Here is a 25,028-nt window from a genome sequence, read left to right as displayed (position 1 = left end):
CCCCGCGGCTACACTGGCTCTCCATGAGCACGCGTATCGATCACGTCGTTCGCGAGGGCTCCGAGAACCCCGATCAGGGCGGCATCGCGACCCTCGATCGCGAGCTCGAGGAGCTGATCCGCGAGGAGAGCGTCGAGCCCGGCGATCACGAGCGGTTCTCGCACTACGTGAAGAAAGAGAAGATCCTCGAGTCGGCGCTCACCGGCAAGCCGGTGCGGGCGCTGTGCGGCAAGAAGTGGACGCCGGGGCGGGATCCGGAGAAGTTCCCGGTCTGCCCCACCTGCAAGGAGATCTACGAGTCGCTCAACCCCTGACGCGCGGGATCACCGGGCGTCGCGGTAGGTCGTCGGGATCGCGGGTTCCCCGCGACTGAGCGCCAGGCCCGCCAGCGGGAGCTCGGCGCGGGCGATCACGTGATGGGCCCGGGCGGCGACGACGCCGGCGGGGCCCTCGAACGCGGTATCCGTCTGACCCTCGACGACGAGGGGGACGACGAGCGATCGGGCGCCGGGGTGCTCGACGGCCTCATCGGTCGGCTCGAACCCGGCGGAGACGGCGATGAGCTCGTGGGTCGCGGTGCCGTCCCGCAGTGCGCGGAACGCCGCCTTCCCGCCGCCGAGCGTGGCCTTCTCCGCGGAGCTCTTCGCGACCGGAACCCAGGATCCCGCGGCATCCTGCCGGGCCACCATCTTGTAGACCATGCCGGCGGTCGGCGCACCGGAGCCGGTCACGAGGGCCGTGCCGACCCCGTAGGTGTCGACCGGCGCCGCCGCGAGCGCGCCGATCGCGTACTCGTCCAGGTCGCTCGTCACGGTGATCCGGGTCCCGGTCGCGCCGAGCGCGTCGAGCTGCGCGCGGACCTGCGCCGCGACGAGGGGAAGGTCGCCGGAGTCGATCCGAACGCCGCCGAGCGCCGGTCCCGCCGCGCGGATCGCGGTCGCGACGCCCCGCGCCGTGTCGTACGTGTCCACGAGGAGGGTCGTGCCGACCCCGAGCGCCGCGACCTGGGCGCGGAACGCCTCCTCTTCGGAATCGTGCAGGAGCACCCACGCGTGCGCCGCGGTGCCCATCGTCGGGATGCCCCATTCCCGCCCGGCGGCGAGGTTGCTCGTGGCGGCGAAGCCGGCGATGGACGCGGCCCGGGCGGCGGCGACCGCGGCCCGCTCGCTGGCGCGTCGCGATCCCATCTCGGCGAGGGGGCGGCCCTGCGCGGCGATGCTCATGCGCGCCGCGGCCGACGCGACGGCGGAGTCGTAGTTCAGCACGCTCAGCACGAGCGTCTCCAGCACGACCGCGTCGGCGAACGTGCCCTCCACGGTCAGGACGGGCGAGCCGGGGAAATAGAGCTCGCCCTCGCGGTAGCCGCGGATCGTGCCGCGGAAGCGGTAGTCCGCGAGCACGTCGACGGTCGCGGCATCCACGACCCGTTCGTCGCGCAGGTAGCGCAGCGCGTCGTCGTCGAAGCGGAAGTCGCGGAGGAGCGAGAGGAGCCGTCCGGTCCCGGCGACGACGCCGAACCGGCGCCCGTCGGGGAGGCGCCGGGCAAACACCTCGAACAGGCAGCGCCGTGCGGCCGTGCCGTCCCGCAGCGCGGCGTCGAGCATGGTCAGCTCGTAACGATCGGTGAGCATCGCGGGGGAGACCGGCGTCATGCCGCTCAGCCTAGGATGTGCGGAAGTGGCACGGACAGCGAGGTCTCCGCACATGAAACGACGGCTCGTCACGGGCGTGTTCGACAGGTACAGCCAGAGTCATCACTTCCTCGGCACCTGGCGGATGCCGGGGTCCACGGGCAACCGTGGCTATGCCGACATCGAGACCTGGGTGGAGCTCGCGAAGCTGGCCGAGGCGGCCAAGCTCGACTTCCTCATGCTCGCCGACGGGATGGGCGAAGGCGGCTACTTCCCGGACGACTGGAAGGTGCCGCTCGAGGAGGGGATGCTCGGCACGATGGATCCGTCGATCCTGATGGCCGCGCTCTCCCGCGAGACGACGGATCTCGGGCTGGTCGCGACCACCTCGGTCGTCCAGGACCATCCCTTCCACTTCGCGCGGCGGATGTCGACCCTCGACCACATCACCTCGGGCCGGGTCGGGTGGAACGTCGTCACCTCCTTCGTCCCGGGGATGTGGCGCAACTTCGGCCTGCCCGACCTCGACCACGACGAGCGCTACGTGTGGGCCGAGGAGTACATGGAGGTCGTGTACGCGCTCTGGGAGGGCTCGTGGGAGCGGGACGCCGTCGTGCGGTCCATCGCGGAGAACCGGTGGGTGGATGCCGCCAAGGTGCACACGATCGACCACGTCGGCGAGCGATACCGCGTCCAGGGCCCGCACATGGTGGAGCCCTCGCCGCAGGGGTCGCCCCTCATCTTCCAGGCCGGCATGTCGGAGGCCGGCTCCCACTTCGCCGCGCGGCACGCGGAGGTCCAGTTCATCGGCGACGGCGCGGACCCGGCGCGGGCGGGAGCCTACGTGGCGCGGATGCGGGAGCTCGTGGCGAGCAACGGCCGGGATCCGGAGTCGATCCTCTTCGCGCCGGCTCTGTCCCTCGTGGTCGGGGAGACCGACGAAGATGCCCGGCGGAAGAGCGCGGCGATCACCGAGAACCTCAGTTTCCGGGGGCTCGCGGGCAAGCTGAACAGCCACATCGGCTTCGACCTGTCCGCGGTCGGTTCCGAGGTGGACATCGACGCGCTCACGACCGAGGGCGTCCGATCCCTCCTCGACACGCTGCGACAGGCGTTCCCGCCCGGCTACAAGCCCTCGCTCGACGAGCTGCTGCGCGTGCGGGAGGCGAGCCAGATCATCGCGGGCACGCCCGAACGGATCGCCGACCACATCGAGGAGCTCTACGACAACGGCGTCGAAGGGGTGATGGTGATGGGCATCCCGCGTCCGACCGCGCTCCGCGACTTCGTCGAGGGGGTCGTCCCCGAGCTGCAGAAGCGCGGTCTCATGCAGACCGAGTACGCCAAGGGCACCCTCCGGGAGAAGCTCTTCGGCGACGGCGCCCTCCTGCGCGACGATCACCCCGGCGCGACCTACCGTGCGAGGGTGCGGCATCCGGACGCGTAGGCTGGGCGATCGTGAATGACGCGCCGATCGGGATCTTCGACTCCGGGGTCGGCGGGCTCACGGTGGCGCGGGCCGTGTCGCAGCTGATGCCGAGCGAGTCGATCCTCTACATCGGCGACACCGCGCGGTCGCCCTACGGGCCGAAGCCCATCGCGGACGTGCGGCGCTACGCGCTGGAGGTGCTCGACTCGCTCGTCGACGAGGGCGTCAAGATGCTCGTGATCGCCTGCAACACGGCATCCGCCGCCATGCTCCGCGACGCGCGCGAGCGCTACAGCGTGCCCGTCGTCGAGGTGATCGGCCCCGCGGTGCGGACCGCGATGTCGACGACGCGCAACGGCCGGGTGGGGGTGATCGGCACCGAGGGCACGATCTCCTCCGGCGCGTACCAGGACATGCTCGGTGTGAACGCGAACCTCGAGGTGTTCGCGCAGGCGTGCCCGCGGTTCGTCGAGTTCGTCGAGGCCGGCGACACCGGCTCGCGCGAGGTGCTCGAGACCGCGGAGCGCTATCTCGCGCCGCTGCGGCACGCCGGTGTCGACACGCTCGTGCTCGGCTGCACGCACTATCCGTTCCTCGAGGGCGCCATCAGCTACGTCATGGGCCCCGACGTGAGCCTCGTCTCGAGCGACACGGAGACCGCCAAGGACGTCTACCGCCAGCTCCACAGCCGCGATCTGGAGGCGGCGCCGGATGCCGAGGCCCGGCACAGCTACGAGGCCACGGGCAACTCCGCGGAAGACTTCGTCGCCCTGGCGCATCGCCTCATGGGCCGGGAGATCCGCGACGTGCGGCTCGTCCACACCGGCGCGATCGACCTGCCCCGCATCCCCTGATCCCGAGGAGAGACATGACCGACACCGTGCGCGCCGACGGGCGAACGATCGACCAGCTGCGTCCCGTCACCATCGAGCGGGGGTGGAGCGCACAGGCCGAGGGCTCGGCGCTCATCAGCTTCGGCGGCACGCGCGTGCTGTGCACGGCGTCGTTCACGAACGGCGTGCCGCGGTGGCTCACCGGCAAGGGCCGCGGCTGGGTCACGGCGGAGTACGCGATGCTGCCGCGTGCGACGAATGAGCGCAACGACCGGGAGAGCGTCAAGGGCCGCATCGGCGGCCGCACGCACGAGATCTCGCGCCTCATCGGCCGCGCGCTGCGCGCCGTCGTGGACACGAAGGCGCTCGGCGAGAACACGATCGTGATCGACTGCGACGTGCTCCAGGCCGACGGCGGCACCCGTACCGCGGCGATCACGGGCGCGTACGTCGCGCTCGCCGACGCGATCGCGTGGGGCCGGGAGCGGAAGTTCGTCGCGCCGAGCTCCGTCCCGTTGATCGACTCCGTCTCGGCCGTGTCCGTCGGCATCATCGACGGGGAGCCGATGCTCGACCTCGCGTACGTCGAGGACGTGCGCGCGGAGACCGACATGAACGTCGTCGTGACCGGGCGCGGCCTGTTCGTCGAGGTGCAGGGGACGGCCGAGGGTGCGCCCTTCGACAAGCGCGAGCTCGACGCGCTCCTCGACCTCGGGGTCGCGGGCTGCGGCGAGCTGCGCGACCTGCAGGCCGCGGCGCTTTCGGCATGAATCTCGTTCTCGCGACGCACAATCCGCACAAGGTCGAGGAGTTCGGCGCGATCGTCGCGGCGACCCGGCCCGACCTGGAGGTCGTCGGCTACGACGGCCCGGAGCCCGTCGAGGACGGCGTGACGTTCGCGGAGAACGCGCTCATCAAGGCCCGCACGGCGGTGGCCCACACGGGGCTGCCCGCGCTCGCGGACGACTCCGGCATCCGCGTGGACGTGCTCGGCGGCGCGCCCGGCGTGTTCTCCGCCTACTGGGCGGGGCACCGGAAGGACGCCGCGGCCAACCTCGCGCTCCTCCTCGACCAGCTGTCCGACATCGCCGATCCGCACCGCGCGGCGCAGTTCGTGTCCACGATCGCGCTGGTGCTGCCGTCGGGCGTCGAGCACGTCGTGGAGGGCGTATGGCCCGGGCGGCTCGCGCTCGCCGCGGACGGTGCGGGCGGCTTCGGCTACGACCCGATCTTCATCCCGGACGGCCAGCCCGCGGGCGCCGAGCGCACCGTGGGCCGCTGGTCTCCCGAGGAGAAGAACGCCGCGTCCCACCGCGCGCGCGCCTTCCGTGCCCTGACCCCGCTGCTCGCCTCGGTCTGACCCCGGGCCGCGTCCGCGCGCGCAGCGCCGCGCACAACTCCTGCAGTCCGTGCGTCCCCGGTTCGCGCCGGCCCGCACAACTCCTGCAGTCCGCGCGTCCCCGCATGCACCCGTCCGGCACAACTCCTGCACTCCGCGCGGGTGCGGCGCCGGGACCGGCGTGGCGCCGCCCCCGAGGGGCAGATTGCAGGAGTTGTGCGGCGGGGAGGCGTGGCGGAGTGCCGGAGTGCCGGAGTTGTGCAGGTGGATCGGGCGCGGGAGGCGGGCCCGACCGGCAGGGTGCAGGAGTTGTGCGGGGCACGGGCGGGGGCTGCTCGCGTCGGTCGGACCCCGGACCCCGGACGCCGGCCCCGGAGCCCGGAGCCCGGAGCCCGGAGCCCGGACCCCGGCCCCGGAGCCCGGACCCCGGCCCCGGAGCCCGGACCTGACCCCGGACCCCGGCCCTGCGCGGGGTTCGCGCGCCGGCACGGGCGGGTCCGCGCGCCAGCTCTCTGCGCGCTACTTTTCCTCGCACGCGCTATTCGAATATCGGTCGCGCGTGCGGGAAAGAGGCGCGCGTGGGGGGCCGGGCGCGCGTGCGGGAAGGAGGCGCGCGTGCGGGGGCGTGCGGGAAACAGGCGCGCGCGGGAGCTGCGGCGTGCGGGGGATCAGGCGCGGGGGATAACCGGCAGGGCCAGGTCGGCGGGGGTGGGGCCGCCGAGGTGCAGGGTGATCCAGCCGTCGGGGCCCGGGCGGTAGCGGGCGGGGAAGGACCCGAACAGCGGATTCACGGGGGAGAGGGGCCGGCCAGAGACGTGCAGGCGGAGCTCCTCGCCCGCGCGGAACAGGGTGGCCGAGGGGCCGAGCGCGACCTCGACGTCCGCGATCTCGCCGGGCGCGAGCAACCGAGGCTCCGACAGGTCGTGGTCCGGCACGTGCGGATCGCCCGAGAGCGGCGTGCGGAACGCCAGGCGCTGCCACCCCGTCGTGACGAGGTCGCGGCCGAAGCCGTACGAGCCCTCGAACCCGATGAACCGGTCGCCCGCCCACTTGGAAACGCCCACGAACAGGGACGCGTCGTCCATCCCCTCTACGCTTGCGCGCAGACGCACGGACAGCGGCCCCGTGACCTCGGTGTCCTCGGCGAACCGGTACCGGAACTCCGGCGCGGCCCGGCGCGCCCGGAATCGCACGGAGCCGGATGCCGCGTCCCCGGGCGGGACCAGCCGCCGGTCCGCGGAGAGTGCGAGCGTGCGCCACTGCGTCCGCGCCAACGGCCACTCGTTCTCCTCGCGCACCTCCGCGACCACGTCGCCGCGCTCGCGCACCTCCAGACGCACGACCGGGACCTCGGTCGCGGCCCCCTTGAGGTGCCGGTCGAGGAACGCGCGCTGCGCGGCCACGGCATCCGCCCCGTAGAACGTCGCCCACTTCCCGCCGCGGTGCGTGTAGAGGTGCCGCTCGGCGGAGCCCGCGCGCGCGAACGCGCGGAACGAGCCCCGCGTGTGCAGGTTGTCGTCCGAGAAGCTGCCGCACACCAGCATCGGCACCTCGATGCGCTCCAGGTCCGGGACGAGCGAGCGCCACCACGCGTCGTCGACCGGATGCTGCGCGCGCTCCGCGCCGAAGTCGTGTGTCTGCCGCATCCCCTGGCGCACGAGGTTCGTCCACAGCAGCGAGAATCCGCGCTCCTCCACCCCGCCGGGCGTGAATAGGTCGCGATAGGCGTCAGTGAAGCCCTCCCACGGCACGATCGCGCGCAGGTGCGGAGGCCGCGTCGCCGCCGTCTTGAACTGGGAGATCGCGAGGTACGAGACCCCGAGCATCCCGACGCCGCCGTCGCACCAGGGCTGGGCGGCGACCCATTCGACGACGTCGTGGATGTCGTCGGCCTCCTGGTCGGACAGCAGGTCGCCGGATCCGTCCGACCGGCCGGCGCCGCGGACGTCGAGGTTCACGACCGCGTAGCCGAAGCCCGTCCAGACGGCGGGGTCGGGGGCCTCCCAGCTCGTGTGGTCGGAGAACGTGATCGGCGTGGGCTGGCGCAGCAGATGGTACTGGACGTTCAGGCCCCGGCCGTCGCGGGTGTTCGCCGGGACAGCGTCCTTCCCGTACGGATGCGCGCTGACGATCGCAGGCAGCGGCCCGGCGCCGCGCGGCAGGAAGACGTTCGCGCGCAGGATCGTGCCGTCGCGCACCGGCACCTCGACGTCGATCCTGGCTTCGACGTCGTCGCCGAGCGGGGTCACGATCACCGGCGGTCGCGCCGCGCGCCGCACCCGGTCGGCGGCGTAGGCGCGCCTCCCGGCTCGCTGCCAGATCCTGTCGCTCGCCGTCATCCCGTGCCTCCCTGGCACACAGTACCCGGCTCGCGTGCCGCGGCAACGGGGTCGCGGACCGCTACTGTTCGGGGGTGGATTCCTTCATCGGAGCAGTGATCACCTTCCTCGTCGGCGACTACTTCGTGACCCTCGTCCTCATCGCGCTCGTCATCGGGCTCATCGTGGCGGGCGTCCGGCACCGCTGGGCCGCGCACGACGGCTGGCGCACCCTTCTGGACTGGTACGTCCTGTGGGGCGTCGGGATCTCCAACCTCGTGAACTTCGTGTTCCACTCGTTCCTCGGGGACTTCTCGGCCGAACAGATCGGGTGGGCGCAGAGCCCGTTCCAGCTCGAGCTCGCGCTCGCGAGCCTCGGCATGGGGATCGCCGGTGTCGTCGTCTTCGCGCGCCGGACCGGATGGTGGGCGAAGTTCGCGGCGACCGTGCCGCCGACCGTGTTCATGTTCGGGGCGGGGATCGGCCACATCTATCAGGCCGTCTCGACGGGCAACACGGCCTTCGCCAACTCGGGGCCGATCCTCTACTCGGACCTCCTCATCCCGATCTGGGCCGTCGTGCTGCTCGTGCTGGCGCGGGTCGAGGAGCGCCGCGCGGAGCGTCTCGTCCCGGCGTGAGAATCGGACTCATTCCCGAGAACGCGCAAGGGGCGCACGGGCGCCCGGTCGGCCCATAGCCTGGACCCATGCACGATCACGCGCCGGCGTCCGGCGGCATCCGCGGCGGGGGGAACCGCCGGCTGCTCGCGACGTCGCTCGCGATCACGTCGGTCGTCTTCGTCGTTCAGGTCGTGGGGGCGATCCTGTCCGGGTCGCTCGCGCTGCTCGCCGACGCGGTGCACATGCTCGCGGATGCTGCGGCGCTCATCATCGCGCTCATCGCGAGCGCCGTCGCGGCCCGGCCCGCGAACGACCGGCGCACGTTCGGCTACCGGCGGGCGGAGGTCTTCGGCGCGCTCGCGAACGGCATCCTGCTGATCGGTCTGTCGGCGTGGGTCGCGGTCGAGGCGATCCTGCGGCTACTCAACGGCGAATCGGAAGTCAAGGGGGGGCTCATGCTCACCGTTGCGATCGTGGGCCTCGTCGCCAACGCGATCGCGATGTGGCTCCTCAGCGCCGCGCAGCGGACGAGCATCAACGTCCGCGGCGCCTACCTCGAGGTCATGGGCGACCTCATCGGCTCGGTCGCCGTCATCGTCGCGGCGATCGTCATCCTCACGACGGGCTGGCTCCCGGCCGACGCGATCGCGTCGCTCCTCATCGCGGCCATGATCATCCCGCGCGCGATCGGGCTGCTGCGCGAGGTCATCTCCGTCCTCGTCGAGGGGACCCCCGCGGGCGTCGAGGTCGGCGACATCCGCCGCCACATCCTCGAGACGCCCGGTGTCGTCGCCGTCCACGACGTGCACGTGTGGCAGCTCACGCGGGGGATGCCGGTGTTCACGGCGCACGTCATCGTCGCGGACGGCGCGATGACGGACGGTCGCGCCGAGGAGATCCTCACGTCCCTCCAGTCGTGTCTGGCCGAGCACTTCGACGTCGCGCACTCCACCTTCCAGCTCGAGACCGCCGGCCACACGGAGCATGACGACGCCACCCACGCCTGACAGCGGAGTCAGGCGTCGGGGCGGTGCTGCACGAGGCCGAGGAGGTTGCCCTCGCTGTCGCGGATGAAGGCCTGCAGCTCGGTCGTGCCGGCGGGGCCCAGGGCGTCGGTCTCGTGCGTGAAGATCGGGTGCGGCTCGCTCTCGATGGGCGTGCCGTCCGAGCGGAGGCGGGCGATCGTCGCGTCGAGGTCGTCGACGCCGAGATAGAGCAGGGCGGGCGGCGCGCCGTGCTCGAGGAGCAGACGCACGCCGTCCATGTCGAAGAACACGAGGCCGGGCGGGTCGAACACCCCCGAGGGGGCACGGCCGGTGAGGCGCTCGTAGAACGCCGCCGCACGCGTCAGATCCGTCACGCCCAGCGCCACCTGCACGAGTCTCATCCCGTCCCCCTCCGTCGGAGCGCAGTCAGGATAGCGCCGGCTCAGTCCTCCGGCGAGACCTCGGCCGGCGACTTGTCGGGCCGGAGCCCCCGCCAGCGGGCGTGACGCAGGATGCCGGCCTCGGTCCGCTCCGCGTACACCACCTCGCCGACCCGCTCGGGGCGGACCCAGATCGCGTCGCGGGCATCCAGTGCGGGCACACCCTCGAGCGGGTTCGCGTCCGTGTGCAGGGGCGCGAGCTCGCGCGCGATCCGGGTGAGCTCCGCGTCGCTGAAGCCCGAGCCGACGCGGCCCGCGTACCGCAGCCCGTCCGGACCCGGGATGCCCATGAGCAGTGAGCGGATGCCGGCGCGATCGCCCGCGCCGCGCCGGATCCCGCCGATCACGACCTCCTGCGTCCGCACCGGCTTCACCTTCAGCCAGTCGTCGGAGCGGATGCCGCGGCGGTAGCGCGAGGCCGGGTTCTTCACGACGACCCCCTCCAGCCCGAACCGGTCGGCCGCCGCGAGGGCGGCGTCGACGTCGCGGAACACGGGCGGCACGTCGATCGCGTCGATCGCGCCGGCGGCGAGGCGCTCGAGCAGCTCCCGGCGCTCGCGCAGGGGCCGGGCGGCAGCATCCTCGCCGTCGACGGAGAGTAGGTCGTAGAGGTAGTACCGCACGGGCGTGCGGCCGCGCTCGGCCTCGATCTCGCGCGGCTTCGTGAGATGCATCCGGTTCTGCAGGCGCGGGAAGCTGGGGCGGCCCCGACCGTCGAGCGCGACGATCTCGCCGTCGATGACCGCGGGATCGGGCCCGAGTCCGGCATCCAGCCCCGACAGCTCCGGGTACCGGGCCGTGACATCGGTCCCGCTGCGGGCATAGAGGCGCAGGCGCCGCCCGTCCCACGCGCCGATCGCGCGGACGCCGTCCCACTTCAGCTCGGCCCAGACCTCGCTCCACCGGGCGGCGGTGCGCCGGGCCTCGTCCGCGGTCGCGGCGGTCGCGAGCATTGGCCGCCGCGACGCCGCGGTGCCCGGATCGACCGGCGCCGTGTCGGGCGTCGGGGCCGGGGAGCGCGGCGCCTCGGACTCGGGGGCCGCGGATGCCGGCATGACGGGGTCGCCCGCGGGCTGTGCGTGGCCCGCGGCATCCGACTTCATGCGGTGCAGCAGCCACGAGGACTTCTCGCCCGCGCCGCTCGTGCGGATGAGGGCGATGCGGACGCGGCCCATCGGGCCGCCGGGGCGGCCGTCGAGGGTCGCGATGACCTCGTCGTCGCGCCATTTCTCGAGGTCGTAGCGCCCGTCGTCCCAGATCGTGACGTCGCCGGCACCGTATTCCCCGCGCGGAATGCTCCCCTCGAAGGAGCCGTACTCGAGCGGATGGTCCTCGGTCATGACCGCGAGGTTGTTGCGGCCGGACGTCGCTGGGATGCCCTTCGGCACGGCCCAGCTCACGAAGACGCCGTCGTGCTCGAGCCGCAGGTCCCAATGCAGGCGGGTGGCGTGATGCTCCTGGATGACGAAGCGCGGCCGCTCTCCGGCCGGAGTGGGCGCGGCGAGCGGGTTGTCCGGCACCGGCTCGGGCGTCTTCCCCGCGGTCCGCTTCGCGATATACGTCGACAGCGGCCCGGTCGCGCCGGCGTGCCCGCCCGCGCGGAAGCCGAGCGCGGCCATCGGATCGCCCGCGCGCTCGGCGCGCTCCAGCACCTCCGTGAACAGGAGCTGCCCGAAGCCCGGTGCGTCCAGCTCGTCCCACGTGCGGGGCGCGGCGACCCAGGGATGCGAGCGCGCCCGCAGGGAGTATGGGGCGACGGTCGTCTTCGCGCCGTTGTTCTGGCTCCAGTCGATGAACACGCGGCCCGGTCGCAGCGCCTTCGCCATCGCGCTCACGACGAGGTCGGGATGATCCGCCTCGATCGCTCGCGCGAGCTCGCGCGCGACGGCCGAGACCTGGTCGCTCGTCTGCTCACCGCGCAGTCCGGCGTACAGGTGCAGGCCCTTGCTGCCGCTCGTGACGGGGTAGGCCGCGAGGCCCATGCCCTCGAGCAGGGCGCGCGCCCACCGGGCGACCTCGGCGCACTCGGCGAGTCCCGTGCCGGGGCCCGGATCGAGGTCGAGCACGAGCCGGTCCGGCGGCAGCCGCTCGCCGTCCGGCGCGAAACGCCACTGCGGCACGTGCAGCTCGAGGCTCGCCACCTGCGCGAGGTAGACGAGGGTCGGGAGGTCATCGACGAGCGGATAGTCCTTGTCGCCGGTCGAGTGCGCGATCGGCAGGCGCCGCACCCAGTCCGGCGCCCCGCGCTCCAGGTCCTTCGCGAAGAACGACATGCCGGGTTCCTCCGCCGTGCCCACGCCGTCCGGCCAGCGCTTGCGGGTGACGGGGCGATCGGCGACGTGCGGGATGAGCAGCGGGGCGATGCGCGTGTAGTAGTCGATGACCTCGCCCTTGGTCGTGCCCGTCTCGGGGTACAGGACCTTGTCGAGGTTCGTGATCCGCAGCCTTCGGCCGCCGATCTGCACGACCTGCTCGCCCGCCATGCCCCCATCCTGCCGCGCACCGGTGCCACTTGGCGTGACCGCGCGGATCGGGTGTACTGGTCTGATGCGGGCGATCTGGAAGGGCGCGGTCACGTTCGGTCTCGTGAACGTGCCGATCAAGCTGTACTCGGCGACCGAGGACCACGACGTGTCCCTGCACCAGGTGCACAACGCCGACGGCGGCCGTATCCGGTATCAGCGCATCTGCGACATCGACGGGGAAGTGGTCGCGTACCAGGACATCGACCGCGCCTACGACGACGGCGAGCGCACCGTGGTCCTCACGAAGGACGACTTCGACGCGCTCCCCGCGGAGCGGAACCGCGAGATCGAGGTCGTGGAGTTCGTTCCCGCGGAGCAGGTGGATCCGCTGCTGTTCGACCGTCCGTACTTCCTGGAGCCCGACTCGAAGTCCCCGAAGGCGTACGCGCTCCTGCGGGCGACCCTGGAGCGGACCGACCGCATCGCGATCGTGCGCTTCTCCCTCCGGCAGAAGACGCAGCTCGCGGCCCTTCGCGTCCGCGGCGACGTGCTCGTGCTGCAGACGCTCCTGTGGGCGGACGAGCTGCGCGATGCGGCGTTCCCCGCCCTCGACGAGCCGGTCAAGGTGACCGACAAGGAGCTCGAGCTGTCCGCGAGCCTCGTCGACAGCTATTCGAGCGACTTCGACCCGAGCGAGTACACGGACGAGTACCAGGCCGAGCTGCGCGCCCTGATCGACGCGAAGCTCGAGGCCGGCGACGCGTTCGACAGCGCTGAGACCTTCGGGGAGCGCGTCGAGCCGGAGACCGGCGGCGAGGTGATCGACCTCATGGAGGCCCTGCGTGCGAGCGTCGAGCGCAGTCGCACGGCACGCGGGACGACGAACGACACCGCGGCCAGCGGCTGATCGGCCGGCTCAGACCTCGGGCTGGCGGACGGGCTCGCGCGCCTCGCGCTGCTCCTTCTTGGCCTTCGCGCGCTCGCGCAGGTAGTGCCAGAGGACGAAGAGGGCCGTGCCCAGCACGACCGCGAGCAGGATGACGTCGATGTAGCGCGTGACGAGGTCGCTGACCCACGGGATGTAGGCGATGACGTACCCGACCAGGGTGAGCCCGAAGCCCCACAGGACCGCGCCGATGAGGTTGAAGAGGCTGTACTTCCGCCACGGCATGTGCCCGACGCCGGCCGCGATCGGCGCGAACGTGCGCACCACCGGCACGAAGCGGGCGAGGATGACCGTCAGGGGTCCGTACCGCTCGAAGAACGCATTCGTCCGGTCGACGTTCTTCTTGCTGAACAGGCCGGATTCCTTGCGTTCGAAGATCGCGGGTCCGCCCTTGCGCCCGATGAAGTACCCGACTTCGCCGCCGATGAACGCGGCCGCCGCGATGAGGGTCGCGACGAGCCAGATGTCGACGCCGAACACGTTGCTGGTGTGCGTCAGCAGGCCCGAGATGATCAGCAGCGTGTCGCCGGGGAAGAGGAAGCCGATGAGCAGCCCGGTCTCGGCGAAGATGATGAGGCACACCACGAGCAGCGACCAGGGGCCAGCGGCGTTGATGATGGTGTTCGGGTCGAGCCAGGGGATGAGCGCGGCGTGATGCACGGGGGTCCTGTCCGTCGAAGCGGGCGTGGCGGGCTTGAGGAACGATTCTACGCAGCCGTGACTGAACTCAGTCTGGGGACCGGACCACCAGCTCGATGAAGCGCGCGAGACTGCCGGCCATGTCGACGGACGTCGGATCGTGCAGCCACTGCACCTGGAGGCCGTCCATGAGGGCGACGGTCGCGTCGGCCGCCCATTCCGGATCGACGCCGTCGCGGAGCATCCCCTCGCCGTCCAGCTCGCGGAACGCGCCCCGCAGCCCGCCGCGCACGGTGCGGTAGCGCTCCGCGAAGTACTCGTGCACGGGGTGGCTCGGCGTGGTCGCCTCGGCCGCCAGCGTGGAGTAGAGGTCGACCACGCCGGGGGTCGACGCATTGAACCGGACCAGCTCGATCAGCCCGGTCACGACCTGCATCGGATCTCCGGTCTCGAGCGGGACCTGCGCGCGGGCGAGCTCGTCGCGACGCCGCAGCACGGCCTCGAGCAGGCCCGACTTCGTGCCGAAGTGGTGGAGCAGGGCCGGGTCGGTGACGCCGACGCGCGAGGCGATCTCCCGCAGCGAGCCGCCGCGGAACCCGCCCTCCGCGAAGACGGCGAGGGCCGCGTCCAGGATCGCCTCGCGCGTCTTCTCCGACTTCGCGTACGGCCCGCGCGGGCCTCTCCGGCGGGGGAGGCGCTCCTCGGGAGCGCGGTCTTCCGATGTGGTCACCTTCCAAAACTTAGCGATCACTAAGAGATGGTGTTAGTCTGTCCGGCGGCCACAAGGGCCTGTACCGAAAGGTGGACCAATGAAGTTCCCCCGCGCAGCGGCGGTGTCGATCATCGCCGCGGTTGCTCTTCTCGTGTCCGGATGCGCCGGAGCCGGCGCATCCCAGAGCGGCACGTCCGAATCGTTGACGCTCGGCGCCGTCGTGCAGCCGGCGTCGCTCGACGCGGCGAACGCGTCGTGGGGCGACCGCGCCCCCTTCTACCAGGCGGTCTACGACACGCTGCTCCTTGCGCAGCCGGACGGCACCCTCGCGCCGTTCCTCGCGACGTCGTGGGAGTACAACGACGACAACACGAAGCTGACCCTGCACCTGCGTGACGGCGTCACCTTCAGCGACGGCACCCCCCTGAACGCCGCCGCGGTGAAGACGAGCCTCGAGCGGTTCAAGGCCGGCTCGGGCCCCGACGCCTCGTACCTCACGAGCCTCGACTCGGTCACGGCCGTCGACGACTCCACGGTCGTCCTGAACCTGTCGCAGCCCGACCCGGCGATGCTGAACTACCTCTCCCGGTCCGCCGGTCTCGTGGGGAGCCCCGCGCTCGCCACGTCCGCCGACGCGAACACGGACCCGATCGGCTCCGGCCCGTACATCCTCGACACCGGTCGCACGGTGATCGGTTCCTCGTACGTGTACACGCGCAACCCGAACTACTGGAATCCCGCGCTCCAGCACTACAACGAGCTCACGATCCGCGTGCTGCAGGATCCGACCGCGGGGCTGAACGCCATCCGCTCGAACGAGATCGACGCGCTCCGCCTGCTCAGCAACGACAGCCTCGGCGAGATCCAGAACGTCGGCTGGAAGGTCTACCCGCTCGAGACCGAGGTCACCGGGCTGCTGCTGTTCGACCGCGCCGGCGCGTTGAATCCGGCGCTGGCGGACGTCCGCGTGCGGCAGGCGATCAACTACGCGCTCGACCGCCAGGGCCTCCTGCGCGCACTGCAGAGCGGCCTCGGCACGGTCACGGAGCAGATGTTCCCGCCCACCTCGTCCGCCTTCGACCCGGCGCTCGACCAGACCTACCCGTACGACCCGGCGCGTGCGCGCGAGCTGCTCGCGGAGGCGGGCTACCCGAACGGTCTCACGATCCAGATGCCGAGCATGCCGGTGTTCGCCCCAGCGACGTACTCGCTCATCTCGCAGCAGCTCGCGGATGTCGGGATCACGGTCAATGATCTCAGCGTGACGCCCGAGCAGTGGGTCCCGAACATGATCGCGCAGGCGTATCCGGCGTCGTTCATGGTGCTGGAGCAGAACTCCAACTGGCAGCTCATCCAGTTCATGATCGCGCCGACCGCGATGTTCAACCCGTTCCACTACCAGGACGCGACCTCGTCCGCGCTCATCCAGCAGGTGCGCGTGGGCGACGAGCAGGCTGGCGCCAAGGCGGCGGCCGACTTGAACGCGCACCTCGTCAAGGACGCGTGGTTCGCCCCGATGTACCGGGCGCAGAACAGCTTCGTCGCCGCGCCCAGCGTCAACGTCGTGCGCGTGCCGTCGAACGTCTACCCCAACATCTACGACTTCACCCCCGCGTCGTAGTCCCGAGGCCCCGGGGTGGTGGGCCGCTGTGCCCGCCATCCCGGCACCATTCCTCTCCGGAGCCCCCATGCTGTGGTTCATCGTCCGACGGTTCGTGTCGGGCGTCATCCTCGTCTTCGTCATCACGGTCGTCGCGTTCGCGGCGCTCTACATCAACAGCGAGAACATCGCGCGCCAGCTGGTCGGACCGACCGCGACGCAGGACACCGTCGCACGGCGTGCCGCCGAGCTCGGTCTCGACCGACCGGTGCCCGTGCAGTACCTCGACTGGCTCGTGAACGCGCTGACCGGCAACCTCGGCCGGTCCTGGTCGACCGGTCAGCTGGTCAGCGAGAGCATCGCCGCGCGCCTTCCCGTCACCCTCTCCCTCGTGATCGGGGCGACCATTGTCAGCGCGATCATCGCAGTCGTCCTCGGCGTGCTCGCCGCGCGTCGCGGCGGCGCCGTCGACACCGGCGTGCAGTTCGTGACCGTGCTCGGGTTCGCCGTCCCCGGCTTCCTCGTCGCGCTGTTCCTCGTCCTTGTGTTCTCGGTCAACCTGCACTGGTTCAAAGCCACCGGGTTCGTGCCCTTGACCGTTTCGTTCTCCGGCTGGCTCGCGTCGGTCACCCTGCCGATCGCCGCGCTGTCCTTCGGCGTGATCGCGGCGGTCAGCCAGCAGATCCGCGGCTCGGTGATCGATGCGATGTCCCGGGACTACGTCCGCACGCTGCGGGCGCGCGGACTCGGGACGGGCACGGTCGTGTTCCAGCACGTCCTCCGCAACGCCGGCGGCCCCGCCCTCGCGATCCTCGCGGTGCAGATGATCGGACTGATCGGCGGGGCGGTCGTGATCGAGCAGATCTTCGCGATCCCCGGGATCGGTCAGCTCACCGTCCAGGCCACCAGCAACCGCGACATCCCGGTCGTGATGGCCATCGTGGTGGTCACCGCGATCCTGGTCGTCATCATCAATCTCCTCATCGACCTCGCGCAGGCCGCTCTCAACCCGAAGGTGAGGCTGTCATGACCGCCATCGAGGTTCCCCCCGTCGTCACGTCCGCCGGCGGCCGGGTGTCCCTGTTCCGCCGGCTGTGGCGGCGACCGGTCGCGGCGGTATCGATGGTGTTCCTCGCCCTCGTCGCCCTGATCGCGATCATCGCGCCCTGGATCGCCCCGTACGACCCGAACGCGGCATCCCTTGACCTCGTGCTCGCACCGCCGAGCGCCGCGCACCTGCTCGGCGCCGACAGCGCGGGCCGCGACGTCCTCTCCCGCCTCCTGGTGGCGACGCAGGTCAGCGTCGCGGGCGCGCTGCTGGCGACGGTCACGGCCCTCGTGCTCGGCGTCGTGGCGGGCCTGCTCGCCGGCTACTACCGCGGCGCGCTGGACGCGAGCTTCTCCTGGGTCGTGTCGCTCATCATGGCGCTCCCCGGCATCGTGGTGCTGCTCGCGACCCGCGCGGTGCTCGGTCCCTCGCTGTGGCTGGCGATGCTCGTGTTCGGCCTCCTGCTCGCGCCCGCCTTCTATCGGCTCGTCTACTCCGGGGTGAGCGCCGTGCGACAGGAACCGTACATCGACGCCGCTCGGGTCTCCGGCCTGAGCGACGGGCGGATCATCGGCCGGCACGTGCTGGGTGTCGTGCGCGCCCCGATCATCGTGCAGTCGGCGATCGTGATCGGCATCGCGATCGCGATCCAGTCGGGGCTGGAGTTCCTGGGGCTCGGCGACTCCTCGCTGCCGACCTGGGGGCAGATGCTCAACGAGGGGTTCGCGAACATCTACCGCGCCCCGCTCCTGCTGATCTGGCCCTCGATCGCGATCGCCTCGACGTGCATCGCGCTCACGCTGCTGGCCAACGCGATGCGCGACGCCGTCGAGCGCAGCACGCCGGCGCGGCGGAAGCGGCGCCGTGGCGCAGCGGACGTCGTCCGCGAGCCCGCCGGGCCAGTCATCGCGCACGCCGCGCCGGTGCGAACGGATGCCGAGCAGGTCCTCCTCTCCGTGCGGGACCTGCGGGTCGCGTACGACACGGATGCCGGATCCAACGAGGTCGTCCACGGGGTCTCCATGGACGTCCGTCGCGGCGAGGTGCACGGGCTCGTCGGCGAGTCGGGGTCCGGCAAGTCCCAGACCGCGTTCGCCGTGCTCGGACTGCTCTCGCGCGGCGGCCGCATCACGGACGGATCGATCGACTTCGCGGGTACCGAGCTCACGACCGCCGCGGAGCGGCAGTACACGGCGATCCGCGGCCGTCGCATCGGGTACATCCCGCAGGAGCCGATGTCGAACCTCGATCCGTCGTTCCGCATCGGCACCCAGCTGGTGCAGCCGCTGCGCAAGCACCTGAAGCTGTCGCGCGCGGAGGCGGTCGAGCGGTCGCTCGCGCTGCTGGAGCGCGTCGGCATCGCGGACCCGAAGCGGACGTTCGACGCGTATCCGTTCGAGATCTCGGGCGGCATGGCCCAGCGGGTCCTGATCGCGGGCGCCGTCTCGACGGATCCGGAGCTGATCATCGCCGACGAGCCGACCACGGCGCTCGACGTGACGGTGCAGGCGGAAGTGCTGGACCTGCTTCGCGACCTGCAGGCCGAGCGCGGGATGGCGATCCTCCTCGTCACGCACAACTTCGGCGTCGTCGCCGACCTCTGCGACCGGGTGACCGTGATGCGGGCGGGCCGGTTCGTCGAGACGGGGCCGACGGAGACGATCCTCACCCGCCCCGAGCACGAGTACACCCGTGGACTGATCGACTCGCTCCTGGACGGCGGGCCCGCGCGCGGGCCGCTCGTCGAGGCGCCGCTGGAGAGGATCTCGCAATGACCCTGCTGGATGTCCGCGACCTCGTCGTGGAGTACCCGGGCGGCGGTTTCCGCCGTCCGCCGTTCCGCGCCCTCAAGGGCGTCTCGATCGACGTCCGCCCCGGCGAGACGGTCGGCCTCGTCGGCGAGTCGGGGTCGGGGAAGTCCACGCTCGGCCGCGCCGTGCTGGGGCTCGCGCCGATCGTGTCGGGCAGTGTCACCTTCGACGGCATGGACATCTCGCGGCTCTCGCGCGGCGCGCGGCGAAACCTCGCGTCGGAGATGCAGGTCGTGTTCCAGGACCCGTACTCCTCGCTCAACCCGTCGATGCAGATCGAGCAGATCCTCGCCGAGCCGCTCGTGGCGCGCGGGGTCCGCGGCAGGGACGCGCGCGAGCGCGTGCGGGAGCTCCTCGACCGCGTCGGGTTGCCGGACGCGTCGCGCACACGCCTGGCGCGGGAGTTCTCCGGGGGACAACGGCAGCGGATCGCGATCGCCCGCGCCCTGGCGCTGGAGCCCCGCCTGATCGTGTGCGACGAGCCGGTCTCGGCCCTCGACCTGTCGACGCAGGCCCGCGTGCTGGACCTCTTCATCGAGATCCAGCAGCTGACCGGGGTCGCGTACCTGTTCATCTCGCACGACCTCGCGGTCGTTCGCCACATCAGCCACCGCGTCGCGGTGATGTACCGCGGGGAGATCGTGGAGTCCGGCGACGGCGACGAGGTGACCTCGCAGCCGCAGCATCCGTACACCCAGCGGCTGCTGCTCGCAGCGCCCGTCCCCGATCCCGCCGAGCAGCAGCGCCGGCGCGCCGAGCGTCGCGCCCTGACCGTGTCCACCGCCATCGAGGAGAACGCCGCGTGACCGACGCCCGGACCGCCACCGAATCGCCCGCCCGTGTGGCGACGGAGTGGCCCCGCCACCTCGTCGCGCTGCTCGAACGGCTGACCGTGGCGGAGAAGGCGGCGCTCGTCTCCGGCGGCGATTTCTGGACGACCACCCCGATCGAGCGGATCGGCCTGCGCGCGATCGTGCTCTCGGACGGCCCGGCGGGTGTGCGCGGCGAGGAGTGGGACGAGCGCAAGCCGTCGGTGAACCTCCCCTCGGGGACCGCGCTCGCCGCCTCCTGGGACCCGGAGATCGCGTACCGCTACGGTGCGGTCGCCGCCCACGAGGCGACCGCCAAGGGGGTGCACGTCGTGCTCGGCCCGACGATCAACCTCCACCGCTCCCCGCGGGGCGGTCGGCACTTCGAGGCCTTCAGCGAGGATCCGCTCCTGACCGGCCGGCTCGCGGCCGCGTACGTGCACGGCCTGCAGGACAACGGCGTGGCGGCGAGCCCGAAGCACTACGTCGCGAACGACTCGGAGACCGACCGGCTGACCGTCGACGTGCGGGTCGACGAGCGCGCGCTGCACGAGGTGTACCTCAGCCCCTTCGAGGCCGCCGTCGACGCCGGCGCGTGGACCGTGATGAGCGCTTACAACTCGGTCAACGGCACGACGATGACCGAGAACGACCTGCTGACCGATCCGCTCCGCACGGAGTGGGACTTCGACGGCGTGGTCGTCAGTGACTGGACCGCGGTCCGTGATCTGCGGGCCGCCCGTGCCGACCAGGATCTCGCGATGCCCGGACCCGCCGCGGTGTGGGGCGACGCCCTTGCCGCCGCGGTGGACGCGGGGGAGATCGACGAGGCCCTCCTCGACGAGAAGGTGCTGCGCATCCTGCGGCTGGCCGAGCGCGTCGGCGCGCTCGACGGCACCGCGATCGTGCGGGGCGCGGCCGAGGACGGCATCGCGTTCACCCGGGAGGCGGCCGTCGAGGGTGCGGTGCTCGTCCGCAACGCGGGGGAGCTGCCGTGGGATGCCGCCGGCATCGGCCGCATCGCGGTGATCGGGCACAATGCGTCTGCGGTCCGCACCCAGGGCGGCGGGAGCGCCACGGTCGTCCCGGAGCGCGTCGTGTCGCCGCTCGAGGCGATCGCAGCGGCGCTGCCCGGCGCCGAGGTGCACCACGAGCTCGGCGCGATCGTGCAGCACGGCGTCGCCGCGCTCTCGCCGGACGCGCTCACGAATCCGCGGACGGGAGGCCGCGGGGTGGCGATCACCTTCCGCGACGCATCGGGAGCGGTCATCGGGGAGGAGGACCGGTTCTCGACGCGGCTCGTGTGGTTCGGCGGGGATGCCCCGATCACGCGGGCTGCGACGCTCGAGCTGCGCACGCTCTACACGCCCACGACGACGGAGAGCGTCGACCTCGGCTTCGCGACCTCGAAGCGCGGCCGCGTCACGGTCGACGGGGTCGTCGTCCTGGACGGGATCGCGGACAACAGCGACACGAGCCTCGGCGCGGCCTTCCTGGCACCCCGCTCGCTGACCACCCCGCTGGAGCTCGTCGCCGGGGCCGCGCGGGAGATCGTCGCGGCGTTCGACCTCGGCTCGACGCGGGACGCGCTCACCGGAGCGCTCAGCGTCACGCTGGGCACCGAGCCCCGCGACATCGACGCCGACGCCCTCATCGCGCGCGCCGCGGAGGCCGCCGCCCGGGCCGACGTCGCTGTCGTCGTCGTGGGGACGAACGCGGAGGTGGAGTCGGAGGGCTTCGATCGCACCGAGCTGTCGCTCCCCGGTCGTCAGGACGACCTCGTGCGCGCGGTCGCGCGCGCCAACCCGCGCACGGTCGTCGTGGTGAACGCCGGCGCCCCCGTGCTCCTCCCGTGGCGCGACGAGGTCGCGGCGGTGCTGCTGTCGTGGTTCGGCGGGCAGGAGGCCGGTGCGGCGATCGCCGACGTGCTGCTCGGCGTCGTCGAGCCGGGCGGCCGGCTCCCCACGACGTGGCCGGCATCCCTCGAGGACGTCCCGGTGCTCGACGTCACACCCGTCGACGGCGTGCTCGCCTACCGGGAGAGCATCGGCATCGGCCACCGCGCGTGGGCGGAGGCGGCCGCGGAGCCGGCGTTCGCGTTCGGCTCCGGCCGCGGCTACACGACCTGGCGCCTCGGCGAGCCTCGGCTGGAGGGGGACATCGCCGGCGGTGACGCCGCGATCCGGCTGACCGTGCAGAACACCGGCGACCGCCCCGGGAAGGAGGTCGTGCAGGTCTACGCCTCCTGGCCGTCCTCCGCGATCGAGCGCCCGGGACGTGCCCTGGTGGGCTGGGCGGTGGTCCGCGCGGCCGCCGGAGCGGCATCCGAGGTCACGGTCCCGATCCCGACGCGTCCGTTCGCACACCGCGCCGACGGGGGCTGGGAGCTGGAGCCGGGCCCCGTCATCCTGCACGTCGGCACGTCTGTCCAGGACATCGCGGCCGAGCTGCCCGCCGAGATCGGCATCGGCGGTTCCGCCGCGCCCAGCGTCGAGGCGGACCGCGTGGCGCGCGCGCATCGCGCCTGGCGAGCAGTCATCGAGCAGGCCCAGGCGGGGTGGACCGCGGAGTACGCCCCGGCGCGGGAGAGCTACGCCCCCGAGCTGTGGGACGTGGCATCCCGTGCGATCGAGATCCCCGGTCGGCACGGCGCCATTCCGGCGCGCGTGTACGAGCCGCTCGGAGAATCCACCGGCGCGACCTTCCTGTGGATCCACGGCGGCGCCTTCGCCCTCGGCGACCTGGAGATGCCGGAGGCGGACTGGGTGGCGCGCGTCGTGGCCGCGGCGGGGCACCGGGTCGTGTCCGCCGACTACCAGAAGTCGCTCGGCGGTGTGCACTATCCGCTGCCGACCGACGACGTGATCGACGCGTGGACGTGGACGGTCGAGACGGCCGACGGGATGCCGGGAGGCGTGCACCTCGGCGGCGGAAGCGCCGGCGCGGCGCTCGCCGCCAGCGCGACCACGCGGATCCGCGACGAGGGCCTGCCGCTGCCCGACTCGCTCTTCCTCGCCTACCCCGTGGTCCACCCCCGCATCCCGCCGCGCACCGAGGAGCAGGAGCGGGCCTACCTCACGATCCCGGACCTCACGACCTTCCCCGCGGAGATCCTCGAGGGGATGCATCGCGGATACGCGGGCTCCCTGCGGACGATGCGCGACCCCCACGCGTTCGCCGGCCTCTCGGCGCCGACCGGCTTCCCGCCCACGTTCGTCCTGAACTCCGACCGCGACATCCTCCGCTCCTCCGGCGACCTCTTCGCCCGGCAGCTGGATGCCGCCGGCGTCGAGGTCCGGAGAATCGTGGAGACCGGCACGCTGCACGGCCACCTGAACGATCCCGCCGACCCGGGGGGACGGAGGAGCGTCGCGCGCCTCGTCGAATGGCTCGACGAACGGGCTCGCGCCGCGCGAAAAGAAGGAGCACCCCGATGACGCTGCCCCGCACGCTGCCCGATCCCGAGCTCTTCCTGCCGAACAGCGGCGAGCCGGTCCTCCGCTGGGGCGTGCTCGCGCCCGGCGGCATCGCCGCCGCGTTCGCGGGCGCGCTGCGCGCCAACACCGCGCAGCGGCTCCACGCCGTCGGGTCGCGCACGCTCGCACGCGCGGAGGCGTTCGCCGCCCGCCACGGCGCGGCGAACGCGTACGGCTCGTACGAGCAGCTCGTCGCCGATCCGGAGGTCGACGTCGTCTACGTGGCGGCCCCGCAGAGCGAGCATCTCGCGCTCGGCCTCCTCGCGATCGGCGCGGGCAAGCACGTGCTCATCGAGAAGCCGATGGCGACGAACGCCCGGGACGCGCTCCGGCTGGTCGCGGCGGCGACCGAGGCCGGGGTGTTCCTCATGGAGGCGATGTGGACGCGGTATCTCCCGCAGACGTCCGTCATCCGCCAGCTCCTCGCCGACGGCGTGCTCGGCGCCGTGCGCGCCGTGACGGCCGACCACGGCCAGGCGATCCCGTTCGACCCGCAGAGCCGCCTCTACCGCAAGGACCTGGGCGGCGGGGCGCTGCTGGACCTCGGCATCTATCCGATCCAGCTAGACTCGATGGTCCTCGGCGCGCCCACCGCGGTCACGGCGCACGGCCGGATGACGGAGACCGGCGTCGACGCGACCTCGACCCTCGTCCTCGCCCACGGCCCGGACGCGCAGTCCACGCTCACCACGACGCTCGAATACCGGACCCCGACCGTGGGAGTGATCTCCGGCGACGAGGCATTCATCCAGCTCGACGGCCCGTTCCACGTCCCGAACGGCTTCACGCTGTCGGGCAACGGCTGGGGCGGACCGCGCGTGTCGTGGAGCGACCCGACCTTCGTCGGCCTGTTCAACGGCCTGTCCTGGGAGGCGAACGCGCTCGCGCGCTTCGTCGGCGAGGGGCGGCGGGAGTCGCCGATCCACACGCTCGAGGAGACCGTGTCGATCCTGGAGACGATCGACGAGGCGATGCGGCAGCTCGCGTGAGACCCGTCGTCGAGGTGCCGCTGCGCACGCTCGCCCCCGGTCAGCGCTGCCAGGTCTGGACGCGGGATGCCGACGGAGGTGATCCCGTCCTGCGCTACGAGACCGGCGACGTGCTCCTGGAGGCGCCGAACTGGCTGCCCGACGGCGACCTCCTGCTCAACGGCGACGGCGGCCTCTGGCGGCTGAGCCCCGCGGGCGAGCTGACCGCGGTGCCGCTCTACGGCGTGCCCGCGCTCAACAACGACCACGTGCCGCACCCGTCCGGCGCGGAGGTGTTCGTCTCCGCGAACGACTTCGACGTGTACCGCGTGCCGGCCGCGGGCGGTGCCGCCGTCCGCGTGACGTCGGAGCGGATCCCCGGGCTCCTGCACTTCCTGCACGGCGTCTCGCCGGACGGATCCCGGCTCGCGTTCACCGGCGTCACGATCGGCGACCGCGGGTTCGCCGCCGCCCGCGCGGACATCTATACCGTCGGGGTGGACGGTGAGGACTACCGCCGGCTGACCGACGGCCCGGGGCCATCCGACGGCAGCGAGTTCACCCCGGACGGTGCGTGGCTCCTCTACAACACCGAGGCGTTCGACGGACACGCGCAGATCGCGCGGATGCGGATCGACGGCACGGACCGGGAGCAGCTCACGCGCGACGACCGCGTCAACTGGTTCCCGCACGCGGCACCCGACGGCAGCCGGATCGTGTACCTGTCGTACCCGCCCGGGACGGCCGGGCATCCGGCCGACCTTCCCGTCGAGCTCCGGCTCGTGACGGCGGACGACTGGAGCGCGCCGGTCACGGTCGCCTCGCTGTTCGGCGGCCAGGGCACGATCAACGTGAACTCCTGGGCGCCGGACTCGTCGGCGTTCGCGTACGTGGCCTACCCGCTTCCGGGTTGAGAATTCCGCCTCCCTCGGGCACGATCGACCCTGGCGCGCCCCGC

21 protein-coding genes are annotated in these 25,028 nt (G+C 72.2%); 15 read left to right on the top strand and 6 right to left on the bottom strand.

Annotated elements, in window-relative coordinates; genetic code table 11:
* Nucleotides 1–23 precede the first annotated feature (23 nt).
* Nucleotides 24–314 carry a DUF3039 domain-containing protein gene (locus tag ABCS02_RS32305; protein ID WP_345839822.1) on the top strand — a complete coding sequence of 97 codons (291 nt, stop codon included), beginning with the start codon at nt 24–26 and terminating at the stop codon, nt 312–314.
* 9 nt (nt 315–323) lie between these two features.
* Here ABCS02_RS32305 and ABCS02_RS32300 read toward each other — a convergent pair whose 3' ends face one another.
* On the bottom strand, nt 324–1,652 hold the full coding sequence (locus ABCS02_RS32300) for a nicotinate phosphoribosyltransferase (protein ID WP_345839821.1): 1,329 nt from the start codon (nt 1,650–1,652) through the stop codon (nt 324–326).
* Between the two features lie 52 nt (nt 1,653–1,704).
* Between ABCS02_RS32300 and ABCS02_RS32295 the strand changes: the two genes are divergently transcribed.
* The 4 genes from ABCS02_RS32295 to rdgB are packed head-to-tail and all read left to right on the top strand — an operon-like array spanning nt 1,705 to nt 5,253.
* Nucleotides 1,705–3,078: an NtaA/DmoA family FMN-dependent monooxygenase gene (locus ABCS02_RS32295; protein ID WP_345839820.1), complete on the top strand. Its 1,374-nt coding sequence runs from the start codon at nt 1,705–1,707 to the stop codon at nt 3,076–3,078.
* An 11-nt stretch (nt 3,079–3,089) separates the two neighbouring features.
* Nucleotides 3,090–3,914, top strand: a complete 825-nt coding sequence (gene murI, locus ABCS02_RS32290; RefSeq protein ID WP_345839819.1) for a glutamate racemase — start codon at nt 3,090–3,092, stop codon at nt 3,912–3,914.
* 14 nt (nt 3,915–3,928) lie between these two features.
* Nucleotides 3,929–4,663 (top strand): ribonuclease PH, encoded by a 735-nt coding sequence (gene rph / locus ABCS02_RS32285; RefSeq protein ID WP_345839818.1) that lies wholly within the window; start codon nt 3,929–3,931, stop codon nt 4,661–4,663.
* The gene (gene rdgB / locus ABCS02_RS32280; RefSeq protein WP_345839817.1) at nt 4,660–5,253 is read left to right on the top strand and encodes an RdgB/HAM1 family non-canonical purine NTP pyrophosphatase; all 594 of its coding nucleotides are present in this window, start codon (nt 4,660–4,662) and stop codon (nt 5,251–5,253) included. Before rph ends, rdgB begins: the two co-directional genes overlap by 4 nt.
* Nucleotides 5,254–5,900: 647 nt before the next feature.
* On the opposite strand, the gene ABCS02_RS32275 is transcribed toward rdgB, so the two are convergent.
* The gene (locus tag ABCS02_RS32275; RefSeq protein WP_345839816.1) at nt 5,901–7,571 is read right to left on the bottom strand and encodes a CocE/NonD family hydrolase; all 1,671 of its coding nucleotides are present in this window, start codon (nt 7,569–7,571) and stop codon (nt 5,901–5,903) included.
* A gap of 74 nt (nt 7,572–7,645) precedes the next feature.
* On the opposite strand from ABCS02_RS32275, the gene ABCS02_RS32270 reads away from it, so the two are divergent.
* Together ABCS02_RS32270 and ABCS02_RS32265 are read left to right on the top strand one after the other, a co-directional pair.
* Nucleotides 7,646–8,188: a DUF6790 family protein gene (locus ABCS02_RS32270; RefSeq protein WP_345839815.1), complete on the top strand. Its 543-nt coding sequence runs from the start codon at nt 7,646–7,648 to the stop codon at nt 8,186–8,188.
* A 68-nt stretch (nt 8,189–8,256) separates the two neighbouring features.
* Nucleotides 8,257–9,177 (top strand): cation diffusion facilitator family transporter, encoded by a 921-nt coding sequence (locus ABCS02_RS32265; RefSeq protein ID WP_345839814.1) that lies wholly within the window; start codon nt 8,257–8,259, stop codon nt 9,175–9,177.
* A gap of 8 nt (nt 9,178–9,185) precedes the next feature.
* On the opposite strand, the gene ABCS02_RS32260 is transcribed toward ABCS02_RS32265, so the two are convergent.
* Together ABCS02_RS32260 and ABCS02_RS32255 are read right to left on the bottom strand one after the other, a co-directional pair.
* Nucleotides 9,186–9,557, bottom strand: coding sequence for a VOC family protein (locus tag ABCS02_RS32260; RefSeq protein WP_345839813.1), 372 nt, complete (start codon nt 9,555–9,557; stop codon nt 9,186–9,188).
* A 41-nt stretch (nt 9,558–9,598) separates the two neighbouring features.
* A complete protein-coding gene (locus ABCS02_RS32255; protein WP_345839812.1) occupies nt 9,599–12,079 on the bottom strand; it encodes an ATP-dependent DNA ligase in 2,481 nt (826 codons plus the stop codon).
* A gap of 64 nt (nt 12,080–12,143) precedes the next feature.
* Here ABCS02_RS32255 and ABCS02_RS32250 point away from each other — a divergent pair, with 64 nt between their 5' ends.
* Nucleotides 12,144–12,968, top strand: a complete 825-nt coding sequence (locus ABCS02_RS32250) for a Ku protein (protein ID WP_345839811.1) — start codon at nt 12,144–12,146, stop codon at nt 12,966–12,968.
* 9 nt (nt 12,969–12,977) lie between these two features.
* On the opposite strand, the gene ABCS02_RS32245 is transcribed toward ABCS02_RS32250, so the two are convergent.
* Both ABCS02_RS32245 and ABCS02_RS32240 read right to left on the bottom strand, forming a co-directional pair.
* Nucleotides 12,978–13,667, bottom strand: a complete 690-nt coding sequence (locus tag ABCS02_RS32245) for a DedA family protein (protein ID WP_345839810.1) — start codon at nt 13,665–13,667, stop codon at nt 12,978–12,980.
* 67 nt (nt 13,668–13,734) lie between these two features.
* Nucleotides 13,735–14,376: a TetR/AcrR family transcriptional regulator gene (locus tag ABCS02_RS32240; RefSeq protein WP_345839809.1), complete on the bottom strand. Its 642-nt coding sequence runs from the start codon at nt 14,374–14,376 to the stop codon at nt 13,735–13,737.
* A 79-nt stretch (nt 14,377–14,455) separates the two neighbouring features.
* On the opposite strand from ABCS02_RS32240, the gene ABCS02_RS32235 reads away from it, so the two are divergent.
* The 7 genes from ABCS02_RS32235 to ABCS02_RS32205 all read left to right on the top strand — a co-directional run bounded on the left by ABCS02_RS32235 (nt 14,456) and on the right by ABCS02_RS32205 (nt 24,984).
* Nucleotides 14,456–15,979: an ABC transporter substrate-binding protein gene (locus ABCS02_RS32235; protein ID WP_345839808.1), complete on the top strand. Its 1,524-nt coding sequence runs from the start codon at nt 14,456–14,458 to the stop codon at nt 15,977–15,979.
* Between the two features lie 67 nt (nt 15,980–16,046).
* Nucleotides 16,047–16,988, top strand: a complete 942-nt coding sequence (locus ABCS02_RS32230) for an ABC transporter permease (protein ID WP_345839807.1) — start codon at nt 16,047–16,049, stop codon at nt 16,986–16,988.
* Nucleotides 16,985–18,781 (top strand): dipeptide/oligopeptide/nickel ABC transporter permease/ATP-binding protein, encoded by a 1,797-nt coding sequence (locus ABCS02_RS32225; protein ID WP_345839806.1) that lies wholly within the window; start codon nt 16,985–16,987, stop codon nt 18,779–18,781. Before ABCS02_RS32230 ends, ABCS02_RS32225 begins: the two co-directional genes overlap by 4 nt.
* The gene (locus ABCS02_RS32220; RefSeq protein ID WP_345839805.1) at nt 18,778–19,623 is read left to right on the top strand and encodes an ATP-binding cassette domain-containing protein; all 846 of its coding nucleotides are present in this window, start codon (nt 18,778–18,780) and stop codon (nt 19,621–19,623) included. Before ABCS02_RS32225 ends, ABCS02_RS32220 begins: the two co-directional genes overlap by 4 nt.
* Nucleotides 19,620–23,063 (top strand): glycoside hydrolase family 3 C-terminal domain-containing protein, encoded by a 3,444-nt coding sequence (locus ABCS02_RS32215; protein WP_345839804.1) that lies wholly within the window; start codon nt 19,620–19,622, stop codon nt 23,061–23,063. The genes ABCS02_RS32220 and ABCS02_RS32215 overlap by 4 nt, the downstream gene beginning before the upstream one ends.
* Entirely contained in the window at nt 23,060–24,091 is a 1,032-nt protein-coding gene (locus tag ABCS02_RS32210; protein WP_345839803.1) for a Gfo/Idh/MocA family oxidoreductase, read from the top strand. The genes ABCS02_RS32215 and ABCS02_RS32210 overlap by 4 nt, the downstream gene beginning before the upstream one ends.
* Nucleotides 24,088–24,984, top strand: a complete 897-nt coding sequence (locus ABCS02_RS32205; protein ID WP_345839802.1) for a biopolymer transporter Tol — start codon at nt 24,088–24,090, stop codon at nt 24,982–24,984. The genes ABCS02_RS32210 and ABCS02_RS32205 overlap by 4 nt, the downstream gene beginning before the upstream one ends.
* Nucleotides 24,985–25,028 lie beyond the last annotated feature (44 nt).

This window comes from Microbacterium sp. X-17, from assembly GCF_039615055.1.
This window is presented reverse-complemented; position numbering and strand designations above follow the sequence as displayed.